The organism is Roseateles sp. FW305-36 (genome assembly GCF_058787015.1).
On the sequence record NZ_JBYSZK010000017.1, the window covers coordinates 108552 to 134911 of the forward strand.

Sequence of the window (26360 nt, forward strand, 5' to 3'; positions counted from 1 at the left end):
TCCTTCGCCTCATCCGCATAACATCAGCGTCATCCAGGAAGCGCTGAGGATGAGGTGTCATGAAGCTGCGGCGCCGTGAAGCCGTTTCGGCCATCGCCGGGGCCTGGCCCCTGGCCGTGATGGCCTCGCCGCAGACTCTGCGTTTCGCCACCGACGCCAACGACCAGAGCGGTCTGGCACCGGCCGGGCGCGCGGTGCTGAGCCGCGCCCTGCAACGCCTGGGGTTCTCGGTCCGCTTCGACGCCCTGCCGCTGCGCCGCTCGCTGCGCATGACCGAACAGGGCCAGCTGGACGGCGAGACGCTGCGCATCCGCAGCATCGTCGAGGGTCACCCCAATCTGCTGCTGGTGCCCGTGGCCATCGCGACCGTCAGGGTCGTCGGCTGGGTGCGCCAGAGCGCCCCCGGAACGGGTGACTGGTCGGCCCTGCCGCAGCTGCGCGTGGGCTATCCGCGCGGCATCGTGCTGATCGAGAACCTGCTGACCGGCGTGCCGCAGAAAGTCGAGGCAACGACACACGCCGACCTGCTGCGCCTGTTGCGATCGAATGTCATCGACATGGCCCTGCTGACGCTGGCGGCCGGCGAGCCAGAGCCCGACGCCGAGCAGATGGTCGGCCTGGCGCCGATGCCGACCCCGCTCAGCACGACACCCCTGCATCCCCTGCTGCATGAGCGCCACCGCGAGCTGCTGCCACGGCTGACCAGCACACTGCAGCAGATGGAAGAGAGCGGCGAGTCCGAGCGGCTGCGCCGCATCGCCTGGAACAACGCGCTCAGCCCTTGATCGAAGCGAGATAGTCCACCGCCAGGTTGGCCAGCGCGCGCACGCCGACTTCCAGACCTCGCTCGTCGACGACGAAGCGTGGCGAGTGGTTGGAGTAGGCCTGGCTCGGCTCGATCTCCGGCGCTGTGACGCCGACGAAGAAGAACAGCCCCGGGATCAGGCGCTGGAAGAAGGAGAAGTCTTCCGCCCCGGTCGCCTTGGGCACGACCTCGATGCCCATGGGCCGCGGGCCGGTGCTGGCGACCCGGGTCAGCGTGGGCACCATCTGCTCGGTCAGCACGGGGTCGTTGCGCGTGACCGGGTAGTTGCGCGTGATGCAGACCTTGCACGACGCGCGCGACGCCGCCGAGATGCCTTCGGCCAGCTGGGTGACGCGCTCATGGATGGCTTCGCGCATGCCCTCGTCGAAGCTGCGGATGGTGCCGCGCATCTCCACCGTGTCCGGGATGATGTTCTCGCGCACACCGCCCTTGATGGCGCCGATGGTGACGACGGCCGGTTCGCGGTTCAGGTCCAGGGTGCGGCTGACGATGGTCTGCAGGCCGAGCACGATCTGCGCCGACGTGACGATGGGATCCACGCCCAGCCAGGGCGCCGCGCCATGGGTCTGCTTGCCCTGCACGGTGATCCTGAGCTTGTCGGAACTCGCCATCGTCGGCCCGGGCCGGTAGCCGATGACGCCGGCCGGCTGGCGCGACGTGACATGCAGGCCGAAGATGGCGCTGGGTGTCGGGTTCTCCAGCACGCCTTCCTTGATCATCAGCGCCGCGCCGCCCTCCTCGCCCTCGGGCGGCATCTCCTCGGCCGGCTGGAAGATGAACTTGACCGAACCGGGAAGATCGGCGCGCAGGCTGGCCAGGATGCTGGCCACGCCCATCAGGATGGCGACATGGCAATCGTGCCCGCAGGCGTGCATGACGCCGACCTCCTCGCCGTTCCAGACCGCGCGGGCCTTGGACGCGAAGGGCAGCTCCACCTCCTCGGTGACGGGCAGGCCGTCCATGTCGGCGCGCAGCGCCACGACGCCACCGGGCTTGCCGCCCCTGAGCAGGCCGACGACGCCGGTGTGGGCCACGCCGGTCTTGACCTCGTCGAAGCCCAGGCCGCGCAGGTGTTCGGCGACGACGGAGGCGGTGCGGAACTCGCGGTTGCCGAGTTCGGGGTGCTGGTGCAGGTCACGCCGCCAGGCAATGACCTGGGACTCGAGAGCCGCCGTCAGCGCGGCGATGCGATCGCTAAGAGGAGGCTGGGGGCTCATGGAGAGCCATGGTAGGCCCGCAGGGCCTCACCGTGTGGCGGCGCCGTCTCAGCGATCCAACAGGCGTCGTAACCGACGTTTCAAGTCCAGCCACTGCCGGCCGCGCGAGCGGTCAATGCGCTTCACGTCGATGAGGGTGAAGCCGCCGCAACCCGTCAGCGTGTGCAGGCCGGCCGTATGGCTGTCGCTGGCCAGGTCGCCGGTCAGGCGCTCGCTGCCGGCCTCGATCTCGACATCCTCGGGCGTCAGCTTGGGGAAACGCAGCAGCCGGGTCGCGCCGCCGTAGCCGGTCGAACTGTCCTGGACCGGCAGGGTCAGCACGCCGTCCCGGCCGACGAAGGGCCGGCCGGCCGGCCGGGCACCCTCGCGATTCACGCGCACCGGGTTGGTGGCCAGCGGCGTCCAGGGGCCGACCAGGGCTGGTGCATGCGCGATATGCAGTTCGCGCTGGTCGCGCGCACCGGGGCCGACCAGGGTGTAGAACATCCACCAGCGTCCCTGGTACTCGACCAGCGAGGCGTCGGCGCCGGGCAGGCGGCCCAGCAGCGCGCATTCGCGCTCCCAATGGTTCAGCGTGCCGTCGGTGGCGCGGTAGAGGGCGATCTCGCCGGCCTGGTAGGTCTCCGGCACCATCCAGGTCTCGCCGTCATGCTCGAAGACCTGCGGGTAGGACAGGTGAAAGGGCTTGTCCAGCACGGTGGCCCGGCGCCGCCAGCTCATGTCGTCGAGACCGAACTCATGGCGCTCGATGGTGGCGCGCTTGATGCGGTAGTCGAAAGCCTCGACGAAGACATGCAGGGCGTCGCCGCGCAGCAGGCCGAAGGGATCGGCCAGATAGCGCCAGCGGCCGGCCTCCGGCAGCCAGGTGATGCGCTCGCGCACCGCGCTCAGACGGCGGGCGTCGATCTCTTCAACGGGAAGGGGAACGATGCCGACCTGCCAGAAATCGGTGCGCGGCGGCTTCAACATCAAACGTGCCAGGCGGCGTAGGCCTCTTGTTCGTCCTCGAAGCCCTTGGACTGAGCAGCCTGGCGGAGCATGACGTCGCGATAAAAGCCCAGCGTGCGGGCGACGGCATTGGAGCGGTCATAGGCCGCCGTCGCATAGCGCACCGTGCGCTGCTGGGGCAGCAGCGGCCGCAGTCGCGCCAATTCCTCGGCGATGGCATGGCCGAGGGCGTTGGCATCGCCCACCGGCACCATCCGGGCCGGCTGGCCCGCCAGCATCTCCTGCGGGCCCTGGGTCGCGCTGGACAGCACCGGCCGGCCGGCGCGCATGGCTTCCAGGATGGCCAGCGGGAAGGCCTCCTCGCGCGACGGCGAGACAAACAGGTCGAAGGATTTCAGGGCCTGGTCGACGTCGCCGCGAAAGCCCAGCAGGCGCACGCGCGGGTCGCCGGCGGACAGTGCCTTCAGCGCTGCCTCGTCCGGGCCTTCGCCCAGGATGGCCAGCACGGCGTCGGCCGGGGCATGGGCCTTGAAGCCGGCAATCAGCAGGTCCATGCCCTTGCTGCGGTGCAGGCGGCCGACGCTGCCGACCAGCAGCTGCCCGGGGGCCAACCCCAGTTCGGCGCGCAGATCGGTATGGCGGGCGGCGGCCGCGGCATCGCGTTCGGGCGCCCAGTTGTAGATGACGCCGGCCAGCGCATCGCTCTTGGGCAGGCCTTCATGCTGGGCGCGGTTGACGCAGACCAGCCCGTCCAGCCGGGCATGGTGGTGGGCCTTGTAGCCGACGTGCAGCGTGCCGATGCGCGAGGCGCTGCGGGCATGGGTGACGGCCTTGCAGGCCGGGCCGAGGTGGCCGTGGCAGACATCCGCTCCCAGCCGACGCGCCAGGGCGGCGACGCGCCAGCCCCGCAGCAAGGGCAGCTTCAGACCATGGAAGCTGACATTGCGCGCCAGGGCCCCCGCCACGGCCGAGCCGGCCGAACCGATGACATGGACCCGGTGGCCGAGGGCGGCCTGGGCGTTGGCGAGATCGATGCAATGCCGCTCACCCCCCGCGATGCGGGACGAAAACACGACATGAACCAGGGTCAGCGGTTCGAAAGGCGGAGGCATGGCAGGTCTTGCAAACGAGTGCAACTCGGATCGGTAAGCAAAACTTTACCGAGCTACACATTCAGAAACCTGTCATCAACCCCTGCGATTCGGGGCCCCGAACTAGCGAAATTCCCTCGAAATGCCCATCAAACGGCCAGAAATACGGGGAAACGTTAACTAGTTCCAGCCCTGCCGCTCGATCCGGCCGGCCGCGCACTGCCAGCAAACCGGTCTGGAATTGGGATTGACAGAATGTCACGCGGTTGCCGCCGAAGCTGAGTAGGAGCTTGCAAGCGGCCCGGCGCAGAGATGCCCGACCGAAGGGTCGGGCATGGGCCGCCGCGGCCCGCGGCGGCCATGCTGGTCTTCAGCGCATCTTGCTGATCCACTCGTTCCGCTGCTCGTCGTAGCGGTACATCATCAGGAAGCGCAGCGTCTCCATATTGACCTGCTCGCGGGTCAGCGTGCTCATGTCGCGCGGCGCCTTGACGGGCACCCAGGTGCCGACCGTGTCGTCGTAGACGTTCATGCGCAGGAATTGGTCGCGCATGGCGATGACCTCGGCCCGCGACATGACGCCCTTGGGCGGCTCCATGCCGGACTTCAGCACCCACATGCCGGTCAGTTCGTCCCAGCGCATCAAGGCCAGGAAGGCGTCGCGCTCCATCTTGACCTGTTCGCGGGTCAAGCTCTGGGCCTGGCCGGGGGCGGCGAAGGTGGTCAGCGTGGCGGCCAGCGCCAGGGTCAGCAGGGAAAGGCGTTTCATATCGGTCTCCGAAGGGATGAATGGACAAGGGTGGGCTGTACCGACTGGGCGCCTCAGTGCTGACAGGTGATCGGTGGTCGGCCCAGGTCCGCCAGCCTTACAGCGTGAAAAATGCCCTGCCCCCGTGGCGGCGCCGACCAGTGGTTGGGAAAAGCGGGGCAGTCAGCGTCCTTTTCGGTGGCTTCGGGGGCTCAAGCGTCCGCAGAATCTGCCGAGTGAAGTTCCTGAAAGTCCTCCTCCTCTGCCTGGCCGTCGTGCTGGCGCCCTTCTCCCATGCCGCGCGCATCAAGGAAGTCGCGTCGGTGGCCGGGGTGCGCTCCAACCCGTTGACGGGCTATGGCCTGGTCGTCGGCCTGGACGGCACCGGTGACCAGACCACGCAGGCCCCCTTCACCGGCCAGAGCCTGACGGCCATGCTGCAGCAGTTCGGCGTGCTGCTGCCCCAGGGCGTGACCATGCAGCCCCGCAATATCGCCGCCGTCATGGTGACAGCCTCGCTGCCGCCCTTCGCCCAGCCCGGCCAGCAGCTGGACATCAATGTCTCCTCCATCGGCAATGCCAAGAGCCTGCGCGGCGGCACGCTGATCGCCACGCCGCTGCGCGGTGCCGATGGCCAGGTCTATGCCATCGCCCAGGGCAACCTGGTCGTCGGCGGCGCCGGCGCGTCGGCCGGCGGCTCCAAGGTGCAGATCAACCACCTCAGCGCCGGCCGCATCCCGGCGGGCGCCCTCGTCGAGCGCTCGGTCCCCACGCCCATCGCCCAGGGCGACACCCTGCAGTTCGACCTCAACAGCAGCGACTTCGCCACCGCCCGCGCCGTGGCCCAGGCCATCAACAAGGCCAAGGGCGCCGGCACGGCCCAGGCCCTGGACGGCCGCGTCGTGCGCGTGAAGGCACCGGCCACGCCGGACGATCGCGTCTCCTTCCTGGCCGATGTCGAGAACCTCGACGTCAACATGGCCACGCCCGCCGCCCGCATCGTCATCAACGCGCGCACAGGCTCGGTCGTCATGAACCAGGCCGTCACGCTGCAGGCATGCGCCGTGGCCCACGGCAGCCTGTCGGTGACCATCAGCTCCACGCCCATCATCAGCCAGCCCAATGCGCTGTCCGGCGGCCAGACGACGGTGGCCGAGAAGGCCGACATCTCCATCCGCCAGGAACCGGGCAGCCTCATCCAGCTGGCCGCCGGCGCCCGGCTGTCGGACGTCGTCAAGGCACTGAACTCCCTCGGCGCCACGCCCCAGGATCTGCTCGCGATCCTGCAGGCCATGAAGAGCGCGGGCGCCCTGAATGCCGAGCTCGAGGTGATCTGATGGCCTCCACCTTCCAGTCCATTTCCGGCCAGAGCCTCGGCAGCGTCGACGCTCTGAATGGGCTCAAGGCCCAGGCGTCGCGCGACCCCAAGGCCACCATCCGCGAGACGGCCAAGCAGTTCGAGTCGCTCTTCATGCAGGAAGTCATGAAGAGCATGCGCGCTTCCACGCTGTCCAGCGGCATGCTGGACAACAACGCGACCCAGCTCGGCACCGAAATGCTGGACACCCAGTTCGCCGGCAAGATGAGCGGCCTGCCCGGCGGCCTGTCGGAAGCCATCCAGAAGCAGCTGCAGCGCCAGATGGGCGTCCCGGACCTGTCGCCGGAGAACATCAGAAAGAACAGCCAGACGACGCTGGCCCAGGCCCTGCCAGCCCTGGTCAACAAGGGCATCCCCAACCACGTGCAGGGCTTCATCCAGAAGCACGACGCCTCGGCCCGCGCCGCGGCGGCGGCCACGGGCATCCCGGCCAGCTTCATGGTGGCCCAGGCCGCCCACGAGAGCGGCTGGGGCAAGCGCGAGATCACCGGCGCCGACGGCACGCCTTCGCACAATGTCTTCGGCATCAAGGCCACGCCCGGCTGGACCGGCAAGACCGTGGACGTGAAGACCACCGAGGTCATCAACGGCCAGGCCGTCAAGGTGACGGCCAAGTTCCGCGCCTATGCCAGCTATGACGAAGCGTTCAAGGACTATGCCAAGCTGATCAGCGGCAACGACCGCTATGCCAAGGTCGTCGCCCAGGCCCAGAGCGGCAACGCCGCCGGCTTCGCCCGTGGCCTGCAGCAGGCCGGCTACGCCACCGACCCGGCCTATGCCGAGAAGCTGGCCAAGACCATCCAAACCACCCAGCGCGTGCAAAGCACGCTGATGGCCTGATATGAAGCCCCTCGCCCAAGAGGCCTCTTGGTCGGTCCCCCGCGGGGACGGCGATGCTTGCCAGTTCGACCGGCAAGCACATCGCCAACGCGGGCCGGCTAGGGAGCGGCCCGGCGCTCGGCCCGCAAATCTGATGCACCGCAACTGCCGCGAGTGCGGAACGGAGAACTGAGATGGCAGGCTTGCTCACCCTCGGCGCCCGCGCGATGTTCGCCAACCAGGCGGCATTGCAGACCATCGGCCAGAACATCGCCAACGCCAACACGCCGGGCTATTCGCGCCAGTCCGTCGTGCTCACGACCTCGCCGGGTCAGTACACCGGTGCCGGCTTCTTCGGCAAGGGCGTGGACGTGCAGACCGTCGTGCGCTCGCACAACGAGTTCCTGACCAAGGAAGCCGCCAGTTCCAAAGCCACGGCCACGGCCGATTCCACCCGCGCCGAGCAGCTGTCGCGCATGGAAAAGATCTTCCCGCCCGGCACCGACGGCCTGGGCTACGCGGCCAGCCAGTTCCTGAACGCCATGGTCGACGTGACCAGCCGCCCCAACGACCCCTCGGCCCGCCAGGTGGCCCTGGGCCGCGCCAACGAGCTGGCGGTGCGCTTCTCCAATGCCGGCCAGCAGATCACCGACCTGCAGGCCGGCGTCGTCAGCGACCTCAAGGCCAACGTCGTGGTCGTCAACCAGCTGGCGCAGCAGATCGCCAACATCAACGACCAGATCTCCAAGACCCGCGGCAGCGGCCACACGCCCAACGACCTGCTGGATCAGCGCGAAAAGCTGATCTCCCAGCTGGGCGAGCACGTGGCCGTCACGACGCTGGCGGCCGATGACGACACGGTCGGCGTCTTCATCGGCGGCGGCCAGCGCCTGGTGCTGGGCAACCAGGCTTCGTCACTGCAGATCTCGCCGGACGCCTACGACCCGTCGCGGGCCGTCATCTCCCTCACCGAAGGCGGCATCAACCGGCCGCTCGACGAGAGCGTGCTGACCGGCGGCTCCATGACCGCCCTGCTGGGCTTCCAGAACAAGGACCTGCAGGACGCCAAGAACATGCTCGGGCAGCTCGCGGCGGCCATCGGCACACGCGTCAACGAGCAGAACGCCCTCGGCCTGGACCTGTCCAACCCGCCCGGCAAGGGCGCCGCCATCTTCAGCGTCGCCCCGCCCACCGTGCTGCCGGCGGCCAGCAACCAGCGCAACCCCGGCGGCGGCTTCACCAATGGCGTGGCGGCCACCATCGTCGACGCCAGCCAGCTGCAGGCCAGCAGCTACAAGCTGACCTCCCCCACGCCCGGTGCCTACGAGATGACGCGGCTGTCCGACGGCCTGGTGCGCACCGTCAACGACGGCGACACCGTCGACGGCTTCAAGATCACTTTCACGCCCGCACCGCCGGCGGCCGGCGAGAGCTTCCTCATCGAGCCCGTGGGCTCGGCCGCCGTCAACATGAAGCGCGTGCTGGACAGCCCCAACGGCATCGCCGCGGCGTCACCGCTGACCGCCTCGGCGGCCGTCTCGAACAAGGGCACCCTCAGCGTCGACAGCATCTATGCCGTCAACCAGAACTTCGACCCGACCAAGGCGCCGATGACCGTGGATTTCGGCGCCCCCGATCCGGCCAACCCGAACAATGTGCAGTACACGCTGACGCTGGCCGACGGCAGCGTGCTGAACGGCATCTGGAGTTCCGGCCAGGCCATCGGCAACCAGCCGGCGGCCGGCATCGACCTCGGCTTCGAGCTGCGCACCAACGGCGTGCCGCGCCAGGGCGACAAGATCTCCATCGACCCGACGATCTACACCGCCACCAACAACGGCAACGCCAAGGCCTTCCTGAACATCCAGAGCGAGACCTTCATCGGCCGCCAGCAGGTGGCCGGCGGCGGCTTCACGCCCGGCTCGACCATCAACGACACCTATGCCGCGGACATGAGCGACATTGGCGCCCGCGTGCAGAGCGCCAACTACCTGTCCGAGGTGTCCACCAGCGTCGCCGGCGATGCCGAGAGCAGCCGCGCCGGCCAGGCCGGCGTCAATCTCGACGAAGAGGCCTCGCGCCTGATGCAGTTCCAGCAGGGCTACCAGGCCGCTGCCAAGGTGCTGCAGACGGCCCAGACCCTGTTCGACGAACTGATGCGCATCGCCCAGCGCTAGGCCCGAGGTAAACCATGAGACTCGCCACCGCCAACCTCTTCGACGCCTCCATCGCCAACCTGCAACGTCGCCAGAACGCGATGCAGGAGCAGCAGCAGCAGCTGACCTCCGGCAAGCGCATCGCCCTGGCCAGCGACGACCCGACCGGCGCCGCGCGCGCCGAGCGGGCCCTGGCCACCATCGGCCGCGTCGACGCCAACCAGCGTGCCCTGGAAGCCAGCCGCAACAGCATGACCCTGGGCGAAGCGGCCCTGGGCGACGCCAACGAACTGCTGCAGCAGGCACGTGAAACCATGGTCTCGGCCGGCAACGCCAGCTATTCCGACTCCGAGCGCCAGGGCCTGGCGGCCAAGCTCAAGGGCATCCGCGACCAGCTGCTGGCCATCGCCAACCGGCCCGATGGCTCGGGCGGCTACATCTTCTCGGGCCAGGGCGCCTCCACCCCGCCCTTCCTGGACCAGGCCGGCGGCGTCTCCTACATCGGCGTGCCCGGCAACATCCAGACCGGCAACCTCGACAACTTCCAGCTCACCATCGACGGCCGCGCCGCCTGGGAGCAGGCGGCCAGCGGCAATGGCAGCTTCGAGACCGCGCCGCGCATCCTGACCACCGACCCCGTCACCGGCAAGCAGGTCGCCCAGCTGATCGATCCCGTCACCGGCGGCCCGCTGGTCAACGGCATCACCGGCAACGTCGCCTCGGGCTGGATCGATGCCGGCCGCACCATCGATCCCAAGCTGCTGACCGGCCACAACTACCGCATCGACATTGCCGGCAACACGCCCAACCAGACCTACAGCCTGACCGACACCGACCTCGGCAGCGTCGTCTCCAGTGGCGCCTTCAAGCCCGGCCAGGCCATCACCGGCGACGGCATGGCCATGACCATCTCCGGCGCCCCGGTCGACGGCGACGCCTTCGCCATCGCCGGCAGCAAGAGCGGCCTCAAGGTCTTCGACGTCATCGACAAGGCCATCGCCGACCTGCAGACCACCAACCGCACGCCCAACCAGATCACCCAGGCCAACACGGCCAGCATCCGCGACATCGACGCCGTCATGGGCAATATGCAGAGCGTTCGCAGCCAGGTCGGCGAACGGCTGAACAACCTCGACGGCACCGAAGGCCGCCTGGCCGCGCTGAAGCAGTACAGCTCCGAAGAGAAGAGCGCCGCCGAGGACCTGGACATGGTGCAGGGGATCTCCGACTTCCAGAACCAGCAGACCGGCTACGACACGGCACTGAAGACCTATGCCATGGTGCAGCGCATGACGCTGTTCCAGTACATCCAGGGTTGAACTGGAGCCCCTCGTCCAGCCGCACACCGCTGAACGCGGTGCGTCTGGCCGGGACCGCGCTGCGGCCAAGGCCGCAGCGCTTCGGCAGGCACATGCCGCCCACTGGGCGCCATGTGTCCGGCCTCAGCCCCCGAGGGGACGGCGATGTTCGCGGCATCGAGCCGCGAACACATCGCCAGGCGGGCCGGCTCGGGAGCGGCCCAGCGCTCGGCCCGGAATACCCTGATTCCAGACACGCCAGTTGGGCCGCGCTAGCGTTCCTCCAACCCGCTCATGGGCATGGAGAGATGCATGGAACTCGGATTCATCGGACTCGGTGTCATGGGCCTGCCCATGGCGCGGCGGCTTGCGGCGGCAGGACATTCGCTGCACGCCTGGAGCCGCAGCGGCACCCAGGCCCTCGAAGGCACACCGGGCGTGCGCCATGCGGCCAGCGCCGCCGAGGTCTTCGCCCAGGCCGACATCGTGCTGCTGATGCTGGCCAACGCGGCCGCCAGCGATGCGGTGCTGGCACGCGGCAGGCCCGAGTTCGTCGGCCTTGTTCGAGGCCGCACCCTGGTCCAGATGGGCACGACGGCGCCCGAATACTCGGCCGCGCTGGCAGCCGACGTGCACGCCGCCGGCGGCCGCTACGTGGAAGCCCCCGTCTCGGGCTCCCGCGTGCCGGCCGAGAACGGCCAGCTCGTCTGCATGCTGGCCGGCGAGCCCGAAGACGTGGCCCGCGCCAGGGAACTGCTGGCGCCGCTTTACAAGGACTGCTTCGCCTGCGGCACGCCGCCGGCGGCGCTGCGCATCAAGCTGTCGGTCAACCTCTACCTGATCACGCTGGTGGCAGGCCTCGCGGAGGCCGTGAACTTCGCGCAGCGCCAGGGCAGGCCTCGCGGAGGCCGTGAACTTCGCGCAGCGCCAGGGCGTGGACCTGGGCCTGCTGAACGCCGTGCTGGATGCAGGCCCCATGGCCAGCGCCGTGTCGCGCATCAAGCTGGACAAGCTCGTCAGGCGGGATTTCAGCGTGCAGGCGGCCATCAGCGACGTGCTGATGAATGCCCGCCTGGTCGCCGACGCCGCGGCCGGGGCCGGCGCGCCGACACCGCTGCTGGACGACAGCCTGGAGCTCTTTGCCGCTGCACAAAGCCTGGGCCTGGGCCGCGAGGACATGGCGGCCGTCATCCAGGCGCTGGAAGCCCGGGAGCGAACCGCCCCTGGGCCGGCGTAAGGCCGGCCTGAGGTCGGCCGTGCCTGGAGCGTCAGGCCGCGGAATGAATTCGGTCACGAATCGTGTCCATGGGGAGGCGGCGCTCATGGCAGACTGCCGCATTCACCGCCAGCCCTGTGCCGCGCCATGTCCGACAACACCCCCGCCGCCCTCGATCACGCCATCCTGCCCGGTGTCGCCCTGGGCTATGCCCCGGTCATCGACCGCCAGCGGGCCATCGCCGGCACCCGGTTGACGCTGGTGCCGCTGCGCGCCGACGCCAAGCCCGATCAGGCCGAGCTGCTGGCCGCCCTGAGCGCCACCTGGCCCAAGGGCGGCGCCGTCATCAGCGCCCAGGGCGAGGCCCTGCTGGCCGCCCTGCTGGCCCAGCCGCCGGCCGAACCGACCCAGATCGAAGTGCCGGCCTTCATCGCCGCCGACCCCGCCCACGCCGACGCCATCGCCGCGCTGAAGGCCGCCGGCCACAGCGGCCTGCTCAAGGGCCTCCCGAATGCGCCGCTGCCGGCCGCCGTCGCCGCCGTCTTCAAGCAGGTCGTTCTCGAGCCCGGCCAGGCCGCCCCGGCCGGCGTCGCCCTGGTGCATGCCGGCGTGCGCGGCGCCGATGCCATCGACGCCAGCTTCAAGGCCGGTGCCCAGACCGTCATCGGCTGGCCCATGGACGGCAGCTACGAAGCCCCGGCCGGCGCGCCCAAGACCGAGATCGCCGCCGACCTGCAGGTCATCATGGAGCTGATGTCGCGCGTCGACGAGGGCGAGGACGTCGAGCGCCTGGAGCAGACCCTGAAGCGCGACCCCAGCCTCGCCTTCAAGCTGCTGCGCTACATGAATTCGGCCGCCTTCGGCCTGCCGGTGGAGGTGTCGAGCTTCCGCCACGCCATCATGCTGCTGGGCTATGCCCGGCTGAAGCGCTGGCTGGCCCTGCTGCTGACGACGGCCAGCAAGGACCACAGCATGCGTCCCATCATGTTCGGGGCGGTGCGCCGCGGCCTGCTGATGGAAGAGCTGGCAGCCAGCATCGAGGACCGCGAGCAGCGCGACGAGATGTTCATCTGCGGCCTGTTCTCGCTGCTGGACCACATGCTCAAGCAGCCCTTCGAGAAGCTGCTGACATCCATCCCCGTGCCCGAGCGCGTGCGCCAGGCCCTGGTCGACGGGAGCGGCCCCTTCCTGCCCTATCTGCAGCTGGTGCAGGCCATCGAATCCGAGAGCGTGTTCGACTACCGCGAGCGCGCCGACGCGCTGATGCTGGGCGCAGGCGAGATCAATGCCTGCGTGCTGCGGGCCCTCAACAAGGCCGCCCAGCTCGAATGAGTCGTCTCACGTCCGACGGCTGAGCATGTTCGGCCCGCCTGCCTCCGCTGCGCTGCTCGACCTCGTCGGCGACCCGGTGCTGACGCTGCGGACCGACCTGTCCGCGCTGCGCGCCAACCCGGCCGCGCGCGAGTGGCTGGGCAGCGACGCCGCCGAAGGCTGGCGGCTGCTGCGCCAGGCCGCTGGCGCCCGCCTGGAAAGCTGGCTGCGCGAAGCGACGCACGCCATCGACGCCGGCCGTGCGCCGCCGCTGGCGCCGCCGCTGAAGCTGGCCGACGGCCAGCGCGCCACCCTGCACCTGCTGCGCGACCGGCCCAACTGGCTGCTGCACGCCCGCCTCAGCGCGGCCGATCCCGGCGAACCGCCGCTGGTCGAATGGCTGGCCCTGCTGCCGCTGCCGGCCCTGCTGGCCGACGCTGCCAGCGGCAGCCTGCTGCGCCACAACGCTGCCTTTGCCGGCCTGTATGCCGGCTCGCCGCGTCACCTCAACGACCTGCCCGATCTGCTGCAGGCCCTGCTGGGCTGGCATCGCGGCATGCCGCTGCCGGCGCTGACGGCGCAGCGCCCCCAGGACGGCCCCCTCATCACCGAGGCCGAGTTCACCGACCCGCAGGGCCGACACCTCTGGCTGCAGGCACGCCTGCGCCTGTGGCGCCACAACGGCCGCGCCCTGCTGCTGGCGGTGCTGGAAGATCAAAGCACCCTGCACGAGCGCGACCTGGCCCACCAGCAGCTCGACGCGCTGATGGACACCGCCGCCGTCGGCCTGGCCACCTTCCAGCCCGAGGCCGGCTGGCTCAAGGCCCACCGCAAGGGTTCGCCCTTCAAGACCGGCGCCAAGCAGGCCGTCAACTCGCTGCAGGGCATCAACCGCGAGATCGTCGAGCCGGCCTCGCTGCCCGAGTTCGAGCGCCTGCAGCGCGCGCTCAAGAAGGGCGACGCCGTCGAGGTGCGCTATGCCGTGCGCCACCCCGAGCTGGGCCGGCGCTGGCTGCTGACCCGCGTCGCACCGGGCCTGCTGGCGGGCGGGCGGCGCTCCACCTCCGTCGTCACCCTGGACGTGACGGCCCAGGCCCAGGCCGAGAACGCCCTGCTGCTGCGTGCCGAGAGCGAGCGCGCCGTGCTGGATTCCGTGCTGGTCGGCATCGTCACCGTCGGCCCCGACGGCATCGAATGGATGAACCGCTCGGCGCGGCGCATGTTCGGCTGCGAGCTGGAAGACGTGCAGGGCCAGCCCCTGGGCGTGCTGGCGCCCGAGGACGACGAACACGCCTTCCACGCCGAGCCGGGCGCCGAGGTCTTCGAGTGCCGGCTGCGCGGCCGCGACGGCCGCGAGTTCTGGGTCATCGGCAATGCGGTGCAGACGCCCCGCGAGGACGGTGACACCCAGACCACCTATGCGCTGCTGGACATCGACCGCCGCCGCCAGGCCGAGGCCCAGAGCCGGCTGGCCCAGGCTTCGCTGGCCCGCATCATCGAAGGTGCACCGCTGGCCATCACCCTGCACGAGGCCCAGAGCCTGCGCATCGTCAAGCTCAACCACGCCGCCGCCACGCTGGCCGGCCGGCCCGAGGCGGCCATGCTGGGCGGCACGCCGGCCCAGCTCTTCGGCGACGAACAGGGCGCCCAGGTGGTGGCCGACATGCGCGAGGCGCTGGAGTCCCAGACCGTCGTGCAACGCGAATACCACGTGCCGGCAGGCGGCTCGACGCGCATCTGGGACGCCCGCCTGCTGCACCTGGCCGGCGTCGGCGGCGACGACACGCCCGAGCTGCTGCTGCTGGTCGCCAGCGACGTGACCGAGCAGCGCGCCGCCGAGCAGGCCCGCCTGCAGGCCGCCATCTCGCAGCGCGAGCTGCTGGTGCGCGAGGTGCACCACCGCATCAAGAACAACCTGCAGGGCGTGGCCGGCCTGCTGCAGCAGATTGCCGTGCGCCGGCCCGAGGTGGCGGGGGTGCTGAAGGAGGCCGTCGGCCAGGTGCAGGCCATCGCCCAGGTCTACGGCCTGCAGGTGGGCGCCACCGGGCCGCTGGTGCTCAAGCGCGTCTTCGACGCCATCGTCGGCTCGGTGCAGCGCATGCAGGGCCGCGTCATCACCACCGCGGCCGAAGGCGGCGCGCTGATGGAAGACTGGTGCCTGCCCGAGGCCGAGGCCATTCCCATCGCGCTGAGCCTCAACGAGCTGCTGGGCAACGCGCTGCGCCACAGCCATGGCGCCCAGGTGCGCTGCCAGCTGATCTGCGACGCGGCCGGCGTCACGGTCGAGATCGCCAACCCCGGCCGGCTGCCCGAAGGCTTCGCGCTGCAGAACGTCAAGAGCGGCGTCTCGGGCCTGGGCCTGGTGCGCGCCCTGCTGCCGCGGCGCAGCGCCATCCTGAGCCTGGAACAGCAGGCCGAGGACGTGGTGTGCCGGCTGGAATTGATTCCGCCCAGCGTGGTTCACAATCCCGCCACAAAACCAAGTTCGTGAGGGGCGCGGTGAGCAAGGGCAAGATCCTGGTCGTCGATGACGACCGCCTGGTATTGGCGACGCTGAGCTATGGGCTGACGCAGGCCGGCTTCGAGGTCATCGACGCCGACAACGGCGACGATGCCATCCTGCTCGCCCGCGAGCACCGCCCCGAACTGGCCCTGCTGGACATCCGCATGGAGGGGCTCACCGGTTTCGATGTGGCCGCCTATCTGCGCGAGTATCTGCAGACCCCCTTCATGTTCCTGTCCGCCTTCGCCGACGAGGCGACGGTGGCCAAGGTCAAGGAACTGGGTGCCGTCGCCTACCTGGTCAAGCCGCTGGACATCTCGCAGATCGTGCCGGCCGTCGAAGCGGCCTTCGCCCGCTCGGCGACACCTGCACCCGCGGCCGCCCCGGCAACCACGGCCGAAGCCTTCGAGGCACCTTCCGAGCTGCCGCCGCTGGACATGACGGCCCTGGCCGTCGGCGTGCTGATGCACCGCTACTCCCTGCCGCGCGACGAAGCCCTGGCCCGCCTGATGAGCCTGGCCTCGGCCGATGGCCACAGCCTGCCCGAGCAGGCAAGGCGCGTGGTCGACGCGCTGGAACTGCTGGCCCGCCCCGGCGCGCGTTAGTTCAATCGAGGCGGCCGTAGTGCCTTGTGGCGGGCCGAGCGCTGGGCCGCTCCCGAGCCGGCCCGCTCTGGCGATGTGTTTGCCGGTCGATCCGGCAAACATCGCCGTCCCCTCGGGGGACCGGCCAAGGTACTCCTTGGACGAGGGGCTTCAGTTCAAGGTGAAGTAGAAGCGCGAGCCTTCACCCACCGCCGACTCGGCCCAGATGTCGCCGCCATGGCGGCGGATGATGCGGCGCACCAGGGCCAGCCCGACGCCGGTGCCCTGGAAGTCGCTGGCGCTGTGCAGGCGCTGGAAGACGCCGAAGAGGCGCTCGGCAAAGCGCATGTCGAAACCGGCGCCGTTGTCCGACACGACGAAGACGCGCTTGCCGCCCTGCTGCACGCTGCCGAAGCTGATTTCGGTCTGCGGCACCTTGCCGCTGTACTTCCAAGCATTGCCCAGCAGGTTCTCCAGCACCATGCGCAGCAGCGTCGGATCGCCCTGCACTATCAGGCCGGGCTCGATGTCCAGCACCAGCTCGCGCTGCGGCGTGCCGCGACGGATCTCGTCCATCACGAAGCCGGCCTGCTGGGACAGGTTGACCGGCTGGCAGGCCAGCGGCCGCGTCGACAGCTGGCTCAGCGACAGCAGCGCGTCGATCATGCTGTTCATGCGCGCAGCGGCGCTCATGACGCGGTCGAGGTGGTCGTTGCCGACGCGGTCCAGGCGGCTGCCGTAGTCTTCCTTCAGGATGCGCGCGAAGCCCTCGACGACGCGCAGCGGCGCGCGCAGGTCGTGGGACACGGTGTAACTGAAGGACTCGTGCTCGGCATTGAGGTCGGCGATCGGGGCCGGCTGCGCCCCCGCCTGTTCCGGCTCATCGGGGCGGGCCGTGCCCAGATAGCCGGCGAAATGGCCCTGCGAGTCGATGCAGGGCAGGCCGCGCAGCCGCCAGCGCGCGTTACCGTCGGCGGCCGCCAGCTGCAGTTCGGCGAAGGGCTGGTGGGCGGCCAGGCGTTCCTGCAGCTGCGCCGCCGGCTCGGCCGCCTCGAAGCGATCCCACAGCAGTTGCGTGCCCATGCCGGCGCCCACCCAGCTGGACGAGGGCGCGCCCTGGGGCGCCTGCCAGCGCACCAGGCGGTGCTCGGCGTCGGTGGCCCATTGCCAGTCGCGCTGCAGCTGGGCCTGCATGAGGATCTGCTGGCGCGCCTCGCGCAGCGGCGCGGCCAGGCGTTCGCGCGTCAGGCGCACGCCGGCGTGCCAGCCCAGGGCCGCAGCGACGAGCACCATGACTCCAGTGAAGAATGCCGTCAGCACCAGGGCGGCGTGAACGAGGCCGACCTCTCCACCCCAGACGCGCATCAGCGCCAGCACGACCAGACCGCCCAGCACCAGCATCAGCAGGGAGACGGCGGCCAGGACCAGCACCAGCAGTCGCATCGGCAGTCGTCGCTCCTGGCGGCGCGACGGGAGCGCGCTGTCGTCGCTGAGGCTGTTCATGCGCTTCATTGTAGGCAGCGCTGCTCCGGCCCCAGGCCCTGGGCAAGCCCTGTGTGGCCCGATGTCAATAACCACAGCGCACAGGGCCGAATGTGTGCATTCCTTCGCGAATGCCCCCCCTCCCACCCGAGATACATTTAGGCATGCCGAGTCCCTGACCCGCAGACCCGTCCATGACCGCCCCCCAGCCCGCAGCCCTGCTCGACCCCGAGGCGATCCGTCGCCTGCGCGAACTCGACCCGAGCGGCGACAACAAGCTGCTGGAGCGTGTCGTGGCTGCCTTCTCCAACTCACTGGACCGTTTGCTGCCCGACCTCGCCCGCGCCCGCGAAGGCACCACCCTCGATCTGGCCGCCGTGCGCCACGTCAGCCACACGCTGAAGTCCTCGTCGGCCAGCCTGGGCGCGATGGCGTTGTCGACACGCTGCGCCGACATCGAGTCCATGGCCCGCGACGGCCGCGTCGAGGGCCTTTCCGAGCAGTTGGACGCTATGCTCCAAGACATCCAACAGGTACGCACGGCCCTGGCCGCGCTGCTTTGACACCCAGCCTCATGCTGCCCACCGGTCAAGCCCTCGACGATCTGCCGCCACGCCCCCGCGTGCTGCTGGTGGACGATGACGAGGTCAACCTGCTGTTGACCGCCGCCGCGCTGCGCGAGCGCGGCTTCGAAGTCACCGAAGCCCCCAGCGGCAGCGAGGCCCTGGGCCTGCTGTCCACGCGCACGCCCGACGTCGTCGTGCTGGACGCGCTGATGCCCGAGCTCGATGGCTTCGAGACCTGCTCGCTGCTGCGCGCCACGCCCGGCTTCGAATCCCTGCCGGTGCTGATGCTGACCGGACTGGACGACGAGGCCTCCATCAACCGCGCCTACCAGGCCGGCGCCACCGACTTCTTCGTCAAGTCGCCGCAATGGAGCCTGCTGGACGGCCGGCTGCGCTATCTGCTGCGCAGCTCGCGCACGCGGCTGGAGCTGGAGCGCAGCAAGGCCAAGCTGGCCCGCGCCCAGGACCTGGCGCGCATGGGCAGCTTCGAGTGGTGGCGCGACGCGTCCGCCAGCTTTGCCATCTCCGCGGAAGGCCTGCGCGTCTTCGGCCGCGGCCCGCAGGACCGGCTGGACTTCATCGGCGTCATGCGCATGGTGCCGTCGGACGACCGCCATGTCTTCCTGCGCCTGCTGCGCGACGTCATCGCCCACACCTCGGTGCTGGTCACCGACCTGCCGCTGATCCTGCCCGACGGCCGCCAGCGCGTCGTCCACATCGAAGCCGAGCCCGAGTTCAACGAGCAGGGCTCGGTGAACGGCTACACCGGCATCCTGCAGGACGTGACCGACCGCCGCCAGGCCGAGGACCGCATCCGCCAGCTGGCGCACTTCGACGCGCTGACCGGCCTGCCGAATCGCCGCCAGCTGATCTACCGCGTCGAGCGCGCCATCGAGAGCGCCCGCCGCGGCGGCCACGAGGTCGGCCTGCTGCTGATCGACCTGGACCGCTTCAAGGTCATCAACGACACCCTGGGCCATGCCGCCGGCGACGAGTTGCTCGTCGAAGTCGGCCGGCGCCTGCGCAGCTGCGTGCGCCATTCCGACCAGATCCTGGAAGGCGTGCTCGACGGCATGGGCAACCGCAGCCACCGCGGCCTGGAGGCCGTGGGCCGCCTGGGTGGCGACGAATTCGTCGCCCTGCTGCCCGAGGTGGCCGACGAGCGCGATGCCGAGCGCGTCGCCCAGCGCGTGCTGGACGCCCTGCGCGAACCCATCTTCGTCGGCGGCCAGGAATGCTTCGTCACGGCCAGCGTCGGCATTGCGCTGTATCCGCGCGACGGCCAGACCATGGCCGATCTGCTGCGCAATTCCGACGTCGCCATGTACGCCGTCAAGAGCCAGGGCCGCAATGCCTCGGCCGTCTACTCGCCGCAGCTGGCCGGCCACGGCAAGCAGAAGCTCGAGCTGGAGTCGGCTCTGCACAAGGCGCTGGAGCGCAACGAGATCGTGCTGCACTACCAGCCCAAGATCGACGTGCGCGCCGCCCGCATGGTGGGTGCCGAGGCGCTGATGCGCTGGCAGCGCGGCAATGTGCTGGTGCCGCCGGCCGACTTCATCCCGCTGGCGGAGGAAACCGGCCTCATCGTGCCGCTGTCCGAATGGGCGCTGAAGGAAGCCGCCCGCCAGGCCAAGCTGTGGTCGCTGCAGTTCGGTTTCTCCGACTCCATCGCCGTCAACCTGCCCAGCCGGCTGTTCGAGCGCACCGATCTCGTCGAGCACATCCACCAATGCGTCAGCGCCTATGGCGTGCCGCACCGGTCCATCCAGCTCGAGATCACCGAGAACAACCTGATGAAGGACCTGCAGAACGTCATCCCGTCTCTGCATCGCCTCAACGAAGTCGGCGTCGAGATCTCCATCGACGACTTCGGCACCGGCTACTCGTCCCTGGCCTACCTGACCACGCTGCCGATCTCGGAAGTGAAGGTCGACCGCACCTTCGTGCGCGACCTCGGCATCACGCCGCAGAGCTCGGCCGTCGTCACCGCCATCATTGCCCTGGCGCGCGCCCTCGGCCTGCGCGTCATCGCCGAAGGCGTCGAGACGCTGCGCCAGATGGAAGTGCTGCACCGCCTGGGTTGCTCGTTGATGCAGGGTTTCCTGTTCAGCAAGCCGCTGCCCGCCGACGAGCTGGAGCGCTGGATCGCCCAGACGGTGCTGCCGCGCAAGGCGCCCTGGATCACCCAGGCCGACGGCAGCTCTGACCTGGCCTCGCGCGGACAACGTTGATGCGCCCGACGCTTGCGCCGGCCCAGATCGCCAAGGCGGCGCTGCAACGCCTGGCGCAGGCCCGGCTCGAGCCCACCCCCGAGAACTACGCCCGCGCCTATGCCATCGAAGGCGGCGGCGAACCCGCTGCGGCGGCCACCGGTGGCGCGGCACCCGAACGCCTGCAGCAGCTGATGTCCAAGCTGATCAGCCTGGCCCTGCCCTCGGGTTCGACGCGCCAGGACCTGCAGACGGCTCTGCGCGACCAGAAGCTGGATGAGCTGCAACGCCAGGTTGACAGGCTGCTGGACGTGGCCGGCCCCGGCGCCCAGGCCGAAGCCCTGGCCCAGGCCATCGAGCGCCTGGTGCGCGGCCTGGAGCGCGGCGGCAAGCACTGGACGCTGGCGCGCAAGAAGGACGGCATCAACCGCGTGCTGGAACTGGCCCGCAGCGACAGCAGCAAGCTGGTCAAGCGCCTCTCCCAGCTCGTGGCCAGCTGGGACAAGGACGGCGACGGCAGCGGTGTGGAGACCGACGACGACGGCGGCACGCCCAGCCAGTTGTTTGCCGACAGCGCCTTTGCCGAGACGGGTTTCCGCGAAAGCACCGGCTTTGGCGAACTGAGCCGCACCGGCCTGCGTGACACACCGGCGCCCGCACCGTCGATGGTCGACAGCAGCCCGCTGTGGGTCGACGTCAGCGGCGAGCTCAACGGCACCGTGCGCCATGCGCTGCGCTCGCCGCAGACCGAGGCGACGCCCGCCGATGCGCTGATGCGCGAGCTGGACGCCGCCCAGGCCGAGTTGAAGTCCCAGGGTGCCAGCCCGGAGCGCGCCACCCAGATGGCGGCGCTGTGCCTGCGGGCCCGCCACCTGCTGGACCACCGCCGCCATCTCTTCGACGAGCTGGGCGGCCTGTGCCGCGAACTGAGCGGCAGCCTGGTCGACCTGGCGGAGGACGACTCCTGGGCCCGCGGCCAGGCCGAGGCCATGAACAACGCGCTCGCCCAGGGCCTGTCGGGGCGCGGCGTGCGCACCGTCTCCGAGTTGCTGACCGGCACGCGCGAGCGCCAGCGCACCCTGCGCGACGAACGCTCCCGGGCTCGTGATGCGCTCAAGGGGCTGATCCAGCGCATGCTGGCCGAGCTGGGCGAGTTGGGCCAGCACACCGACCGCTTCCAGAACAACGTGGGCCGCTACGCGGATGCCATCGAGCAGGCCGACTCGCTGGAAAGCCTGGCCGGCACCGTGCGCGAGATGGTCGAGGAAAGTCGCAGCGTGCAGAGCCTGGTGAGCCAGACCCAGCAGAGGCTGACGCTGGAGCATGACAAGGCCAGCGCCCTCACCCAACGTGTCGAGGAGCTCGAGACCGAGCTGCGTCGCCTGTCCAACGAGGTCCACACCGACCAGCTCACGCAAGTCGCCAACCGCCGCGGCCTCATCCAGGCCTTCGGCATCGAACAGGCCAAGGCCGAGCGGGAGTCCACGCGCGTCGCCCTGGCCCTGCTGGACATCGACAACTTCAAGAAGCTCAACGACAGCCTCGGCCACCACGCCGGCGACATCGCCTTGAAGTCACTGGCCGAGCGCACCCAGGCCTCGCTGCGCCCCGGCGACATGGTGGCGCGCTACGGCGGCGAGGAGTTCGTGCTGATGCTGCCCAACACGCCGCTGGACGAGGCCCAGCAGGTGCTGGTGCGCCTGCAGCGCTCGCTGTCTTCGGCCCTCTTCAACCACGAGGGCAAGGACGTCTTCGTGACCTTCTCGGCCGGCGTGACCCTCTACCGCGCCGGCGAGACGCTGGAAGCGGCCCTGGACCGCGCCGACGTGGCCCTCTACGAGGCCAAGCACACCGGCAAGAACAGGGCCTGCATCGCGGAGTGAGGCCGGGGAGGCTGTTGGGCGCCGAGATGGGTGCGCGCCGAGGCGAGTTGCCATGCCAGACAAGGCGCGGCAACCGCCGTGGGGTCATCCCCACCAGGTTGGCGCAACGCAGGATGGCATGGCAAATCGCCTCGGCCCTTCGGGTTGACCCGCCTTGGGGTCGCATGCGGCGTTGCAAATGCTCGCCGGGAGTAAAACCGGTCCAACGCGCATCCATCCCGACGTCCAACAGCCTCCCATGCTGCTGATCCGAACGACGCCCGAATCCCTGTTCGACGCCAATGTGCTGCTGCGCGCCCGCGGCCGCGTCCACCATGTGCGCGCCTATCCCGGCCCGCTGTCGATCAAATCCGTCGTGCGCGGCCAGGCGCGCTGGACCGTCGGCGGCCAGGCCTTCACGCTGCGACCGGGGCAGTTTCTTGTCACGACGCATGGCGAGCCGTATGACCTCGATATTGACCTGGACATCGCCTCGCCCGACACCGTCGAGACGCGCGTGCTGTTCTTCGCCGACGCCCTGGTGCGCGACGTCGCCTCGACGCGGCTCAGCACCCTGGTGCGCCTGCTGGACTCGCCCGATGCGCGCGATGCCCAGGCCATGCCCGTCAACCAGCGGCTGTGGGAGCGCGACTCGCCGCTCGGCCGCTTCATGCTCGGCCTGGACCGGTTGCCGGTGAACGGTGCGCAGGATGGCGCCGGCCACTGGGATGGCTGGCTGCGCGAGGCCCTGGATGCGCTCGCCGACCTCGCGGCTCAAGTGCGTGAGGAGCGCGAGCGCCTGGACGCCGCCCGGCCCGCCGTGCGCCAGGAGGTCCACCGCCGCGTGCTGCGCGGCAAGGCCTGGCTGGACGAGCACTTCGACCAGGCCTTCGACCTCGCCGCCGCGGCCCGCGAGGCTGCCATGGCACCGCATCACTTCCATCGCAGCTTCCGTGCGCTGCTGGGCGAGCCGCCGGCGGCCCATGTCGCCAGGCTGCGGCTGGAGCGGGCGCGCAGCCTGCTGGAGGAGGAGGGCCTGTCCATCACCGAGATCTGCGCCGCCGTCGGCTACGACAGCCTGCCCAGCTTCTCGCGCCGCTTCAGCGCCGCCTACGGCCAAGCGCCGTCGCGCTACCGGCAGACGTTTCGCAAGCCAGGATAAGCGCGCCGGGCCGATCCGGCCTAGGCTTGGCACCCATGAGTTCCAACGCCGCACTGCAAGCCCTGCTGGACGCCATCGCCCAGCGCGACACCTCCACCGCCCTGGCCCTGGCCGAGGCCGACCCTGGCTTGCTGGGCCAGCGCTCGGCTGCAGGACTGTCGGCGCTGACCTGGGCCGCGTACATGGGGCTGGCCGACCTCGTCACGGCGCTGCGCGCCCGGCGTGACCAGCCTGACTTCTTCGAGGCCGTGATCCTCGGCGAGGCCGATGTCGTCGAGCAGGCGCTGGCCGCCGGCCAGGACATCAACCAGCTCGCACCCGACGGCTTCCCGGCCCTCGGTCTGGCGGTGTTCTTCCACCACGGCGAACTGGCGCGGCGGCTGCTGAAGGCTGGCGCCGACGTCGACGCGCGAGCCGACAACCCGCAGCGCGTCGCCGCCCTGCATGCCGCCGTGGCCCGAGGCGACGCCGCGATGGTGGAGACGTTGCTCGCCCACGGCGCCACGGTCGATCTGCCACAGCAGCAGGGCATCACGCCCCTGCATGCGGCAGCCGGCGCCGGACGGACCGATCTGGTCGAGTTGCTGTTGCGCGCGGGTGCCGACCGGCTGCGCCGGGACGACGAGGGCCGCGACGCGGCCGAGCACGCCCGTCAGCACGGCCATGCCGCCATGGCCGAGTCGCTGCGCCCCTGAAACGCCGGCGCCACGGCAAACCGCACGCGACACCCCGCACCTCCGCATTGCCGAATTCCGGCGGGCTGGCTAGGCTCAGTGCTGAGCCCCACCCGCATGAATCGCCTGCCCCGCTCTGCCGCCCTCGCCTCCCGCCTGGCAGCCACGCTGGCGGGGTTGGGTATGGCTGCCCCGGCCGAAGCCCAGACGGTGTCGCTGTGCATGACGGATTTCCCGCCCTACGTCAGCGTCGACCTGCCCGACGGCGGCAGCCTGACGGCCCTGGCCCGGCGCGCCTTCACCTCGGCCGGCCTCACCGTGCAGACCCAGCATGTGCCCTGGGTGCGCGCCTTCGCGCTGGCTCGAAACGGCGAATGCCTGCTGATGACGCTGTGGCGCAACGAGGAGCGCGACGCCCTCTTCCGCTATTCCCTGCCGGTGGCACGCATGCAGCTGGGCTTCTTCGTGCGCGGCGACCGCAAGGAAGCGCTGCCGCCCGACGCCACCGTGGCCTACCAGCGCGGCTCCTATCTACCGACCGAACTGCAGTCGGGTCGATACAAGCTGCATGAGCTGGTCGACCCGCGCCCGGGGCTGGAGATGCTCAGCCTGGGCCGCGTCGATGCGGTGTTCTCGGAGCGTGCCACCTTCGAATACCAGCTCTCCCGCCAGCCCCGGCTGGCCGCGACCATCCGCTGGCAAACAGCGCTGGAGGTCAAGCCGACTTTCATGGCCATCAGCAAGCACCACCCCCAGGCCGACGCCTGGCTGGAGCTGCTGAATCAGGAGATCCGTCTCTCGGTGAAGAACTAGTCGGCGTATTCCGGGCCGAGCGCTGGGCCGCTCCCGAGCCGGCCCGCTCGGGCGATGTGCTTGCGGCTCGACGCCGCAAGCATCGCCGTCCCCTCGGGGGACCGGCCAGACGCACCGCGTTCAGCGGTGTGCGGCTGGACGAGGGGTCAAAAGTTAAACGCCAAACGCAAGCCGCCCCAGTGCTTGCCATTGACCATGATGGGCGCCGTCGCCTCCTTCAGCACGACGAAGCGGCCGCCGCCCATGTCGCGGCGGTAGGTCTGCAGCAGGAAGGGCCGGGTGTTGCGCGCCGAGGCCAGGCCGGTGCGGTCGTTGAAGATGCGGCGGTAGCGGCTGTTGGCCGTGTTCCAGACCGTGTCGCCGGGACGCTGCGGCTGGCAGTATTTGCGGTTGTGCGTCGCGATATAGCCGTTGCGATCGGCCGCGATGCAGAACACCACCTTGTCGCTGAAGCCCAGCCCCTTCTCCTGCACGGCCGGGAAGAGCTTGTCGGTCAGCTGGCAGAAGCGCGCCGTGTGCTGCTGGGGCAGCGTGCCCTCGAGGGGGCGGTAATTCTGGTCGAAAAGGTCGGCCTCGCTGATCTGGCCGCTCTTCAGCGCATCCTCGAGCAGGCCGGCGATCTCGTCGGCGGCCGCCTGCGCGGCGCGGATGAAGGGCATGTCGTCGACCTCGACGCCGCTCTCGGCGATCTGCTCGACCAGCTCCTCGGACATGCGCAGAAAGCGGTCGCTGCCATCGAAGGCCACCTTGAGGCCATGCGAGGCTTCCGAGACCTCGCGCTCCAGCTCGTGGGCGCGCTCGTTGAGCAGGCTCATCTGCTGGCCGCTCTCACCGGCCGACACCGAGATGCGCTGCACGTCCTGCTCGACCTCGTGGAAGGCGGCGTGGATCTGGCTGGGCTTGCTCGGATTCTCGGTCAGCTCGGCGCTGAAGCGGTCGATGCGCTCCTGCAGGCTGGCAATGGCGCTGATGATGGCCTTGGACGACCCTTCGACCTGGCCGGCCAGGGCCTTGACGGCCTCGGCGACGACGGCAAAGCCGCGGCCGGCATCGCCCGCATGCTTGGCCTCGACGGCGGCATTGAAGGCCACGAGGCGGGTCTGCAGGGAAATCTTGGTGATCTCGGCGGCCGCGTCAGACACCTGAGCCAGGGTGCTGGCCATGCCGACAACCTCACCGCCGACGACACCGAGCGCCCCGCGGGCACGCTGCACGGCCGATGCGCTCTGGGCGGTGGCGGTAGCGATGGCGGCCTGGGCCTGGCCGATCTGGTTGAGCTGCTGGGCCAGGGCCTGCATGGCCTGACTCTGGGCCTGCACGATGCGCTGGGTGTCTTCCAGGGCGCCGCGCACTTCGGCGGCGTCCTTGCCCACCGTGGAAATCGAGCGGGCCAGCCGCTTGACGACGTTCAACGCCGCGCTGTCATCGCGCCGAAAGGGCTCGTCGCGAGTGATGGCGGAGGAGGAGCCTCCCGCCTTGGGCCACTTGAACATGCG

At 69.9% G+C, this 26360-nt stretch carries 20 protein-coding genes and 1 pseudogene; 15 read left to right on the top strand and 6 right to left on the bottom strand.

The genetic code is table 11. The annotated features are described in order from the left end of the window. The first annotated feature begins 59 nt into the window (after positions 1-59). On the top strand, positions 60-785 hold the full coding sequence (locus tag AC3WOE_RS25505) for a substrate-binding periplasmic protein (protein WP_492694443.1): 726 nt from the start codon (positions 60-62) through the stop codon (positions 783-785). Here the strand turns inward: AC3WOE_RS25505 and AC3WOE_RS25510 are convergent. The 4 genes from AC3WOE_RS25510 to AC3WOE_RS25525 form a co-directional block, all read right to left on the bottom strand. Beyond that, complete coding sequence (locus AC3WOE_RS25510) at positions 775-2043, bottom strand: amidohydrolase (protein ID WP_492694445.1); 1269 nt, start codon at positions 2041-2043, stop codon at positions 775-777. The genes AC3WOE_RS25505 and AC3WOE_RS25510 overlap by 11 nt on opposite strands. Positions 2044-2091: 48 nt before the next feature. Then, complete coding sequence (locus AC3WOE_RS25515) at positions 2092-3012, bottom strand: glucosamine inositolphosphorylceramide transferase family protein (RefSeq protein ID WP_492694447.1); 921 nt, start codon at positions 3010-3012, stop codon at positions 2092-2094. After that, positions 3012-4103 carry a glycosyltransferase gene (locus AC3WOE_RS25520; protein WP_492694449.1) on the bottom strand — a complete coding sequence of 364 codons (1092 nt, stop codon included), beginning with the start codon at positions 4101-4103 and terminating at the stop codon, positions 3012-3014. Before AC3WOE_RS25520 ends, AC3WOE_RS25515 begins: the two co-directional genes overlap by 1 nt. 349 nt (positions 4104-4452) lie before the next feature. Further along, the gene (locus AC3WOE_RS25525) at positions 4453-4851 is read right to left on the bottom strand and encodes a hypothetical protein (protein ID WP_492694451.1); all 399 of its coding nucleotides are present in this window, start codon (positions 4849-4851) and stop codon (positions 4453-4455) included. 224 nt (positions 4852-5075) lie between these two features. Here AC3WOE_RS25525 and AC3WOE_RS25530 point away from each other — a divergent pair, with 224 nt between their 5' ends. The 8 genes and pseudogenes from AC3WOE_RS25530 (at position 5076) to AC3WOE_RS25565 (ending at position 16116) form a co-directional block, all read left to right on the top strand. Continuing rightward, positions 5076-6167 (top strand): flagellar basal body P-ring protein FlgI, encoded by a 1092-nt coding sequence (locus AC3WOE_RS25530; protein ID WP_492694518.1) that lies wholly within the window; start codon positions 5076-5078, stop codon positions 6165-6167. Next, on the top strand, positions 6167-7048 hold the full coding sequence (gene flgJ / locus AC3WOE_RS25535; protein WP_492694453.1) for a flagellar assembly peptidoglycan hydrolase FlgJ: 882 nt from the start codon (positions 6167-6169) through the stop codon (positions 7046-7048). Before AC3WOE_RS25530 ends, flgJ begins: the two co-directional genes overlap by 1 nt. Before the next feature lie 173 nt (positions 7049-7221). Then, positions 7222-9204 carry a flagellar hook-associated protein FlgK gene (flgK, locus tag AC3WOE_RS25540; protein WP_492694455.1) on the top strand — a complete coding sequence of 661 codons (1983 nt, stop codon included), beginning with the start codon at positions 7222-7224 and terminating at the stop codon, positions 9202-9204. A gap of 14 nt (positions 9205-9218) precedes the next feature. After that, positions 9219-10502, top strand: a complete 1284-nt coding sequence (gene flgL / locus AC3WOE_RS25545) for a flagellar hook-associated protein FlgL (RefSeq protein ID WP_492694457.1) — start codon at positions 9219-9221, stop codon at positions 10500-10502. A gap of 291 nt (positions 10503-10793) precedes the next feature. Then, positions 10794-11718: pseudogene (locus AC3WOE_RS25550) on the top strand (NAD(P)-dependent oxidoreductase). A gap of 126 nt (positions 11719-11844) precedes the next feature. Further along, on the top strand, positions 11845-13029 hold the full coding sequence (locus AC3WOE_RS25555; protein WP_492694459.1) for an EAL and HDOD domain-containing protein: 1185 nt from the start codon (positions 11845-11847) through the stop codon (positions 13027-13029). A 25-nt stretch (positions 13030-13054) separates the two neighbouring features. Beyond that, complete coding sequence (locus tag AC3WOE_RS25560) at positions 13055-15499, top strand: PAS domain-containing sensor histidine kinase (protein ID WP_492694460.1); 2445 nt, start codon at positions 13055-13057, stop codon at positions 15497-15499. An 8-nt stretch (positions 15500-15507) separates the two neighbouring features. Continuing rightward, positions 15508-16116 (top strand): response regulator, encoded by a 609-nt coding sequence (locus AC3WOE_RS25565; RefSeq protein WP_492694461.1) that lies wholly within the window; start codon positions 15508-15510, stop codon positions 16114-16116. Between the two features lie 150 nt (positions 16117-16266). Here AC3WOE_RS25565 and AC3WOE_RS25570 read toward each other — a convergent pair whose 3' ends face one another. Continuing rightward, complete coding sequence (locus AC3WOE_RS25570; protein WP_492694463.1) at positions 16267-17598, bottom strand: sensor histidine kinase; 1332 nt, start codon at positions 17596-17598, stop codon at positions 16267-16269. A 173-nt stretch (positions 17599-17771) separates the two neighbouring features. Here AC3WOE_RS25570 and AC3WOE_RS25575 point away from each other — a divergent pair, with 173 nt between their 5' ends. The 6 genes from AC3WOE_RS25575 (at position 17772) to AC3WOE_RS25600 (ending at position 24864) form a co-directional block, all read left to right on the top strand. Continuing rightward, positions 17772-18140 carry an Hpt domain-containing protein gene (locus tag AC3WOE_RS25575; RefSeq protein ID WP_492694465.1) on the top strand — a complete coding sequence of 123 codons (369 nt, stop codon included), beginning with the start codon at positions 17772-17774 and terminating at the stop codon, positions 18138-18140. Positions 18141-18151: 11 nt separating this feature from the next. After that, on the top strand, positions 18152-20374 hold the full coding sequence (locus tag AC3WOE_RS25580; RefSeq protein WP_492694467.1) for a putative bifunctional diguanylate cyclase/phosphodiesterase: 2223 nt from the start codon (positions 18152-18154) through the stop codon (positions 20372-20374). Next, positions 20374-22236 (top strand): GGDEF domain-containing protein, encoded by a 1863-nt coding sequence (locus tag AC3WOE_RS25585; protein ID WP_492694469.1) that lies wholly within the window; start codon positions 20374-20376, stop codon positions 22234-22236. Before AC3WOE_RS25580 ends, AC3WOE_RS25585 begins: the two co-directional genes overlap by 1 nt. Positions 22237-22474: 238 nt before the next feature. Next, the gene (locus AC3WOE_RS25590) at positions 22475-23377 is read left to right on the top strand and encodes a helix-turn-helix domain-containing protein (protein ID WP_492694471.1); all 903 of its coding nucleotides are present in this window, start codon (positions 22475-22477) and stop codon (positions 23375-23377) included. Positions 23378-23412: 35 nt separating this feature from the next. Beyond that, the gene (locus AC3WOE_RS25595; RefSeq protein ID WP_492694473.1) at positions 23413-24072 is read left to right on the top strand and encodes an ankyrin repeat domain-containing protein; all 660 of its coding nucleotides are present in this window, start codon (positions 23413-23415) and stop codon (positions 24070-24072) included. Between the two features lie 96 nt (positions 24073-24168). After that, positions 24169-24864, top strand: a complete 696-nt coding sequence (locus AC3WOE_RS25600) for a substrate-binding periplasmic protein (protein ID WP_492694475.1) — start codon at positions 24169-24171, stop codon at positions 24862-24864. A gap of 146 nt (positions 24865-25010) precedes the next feature. On the opposite strand, the gene AC3WOE_RS25605 is transcribed toward AC3WOE_RS25600, so the two are convergent. Next, a complete protein-coding gene (locus AC3WOE_RS25605; RefSeq protein ID WP_492694477.1) occupies positions 25011-26357 on the bottom strand; it encodes a methyl-accepting chemotaxis protein in 1347 nt (448 codons plus the stop codon). Between the last annotated feature and the right edge of the window lie 3 nt (positions 26358-26360).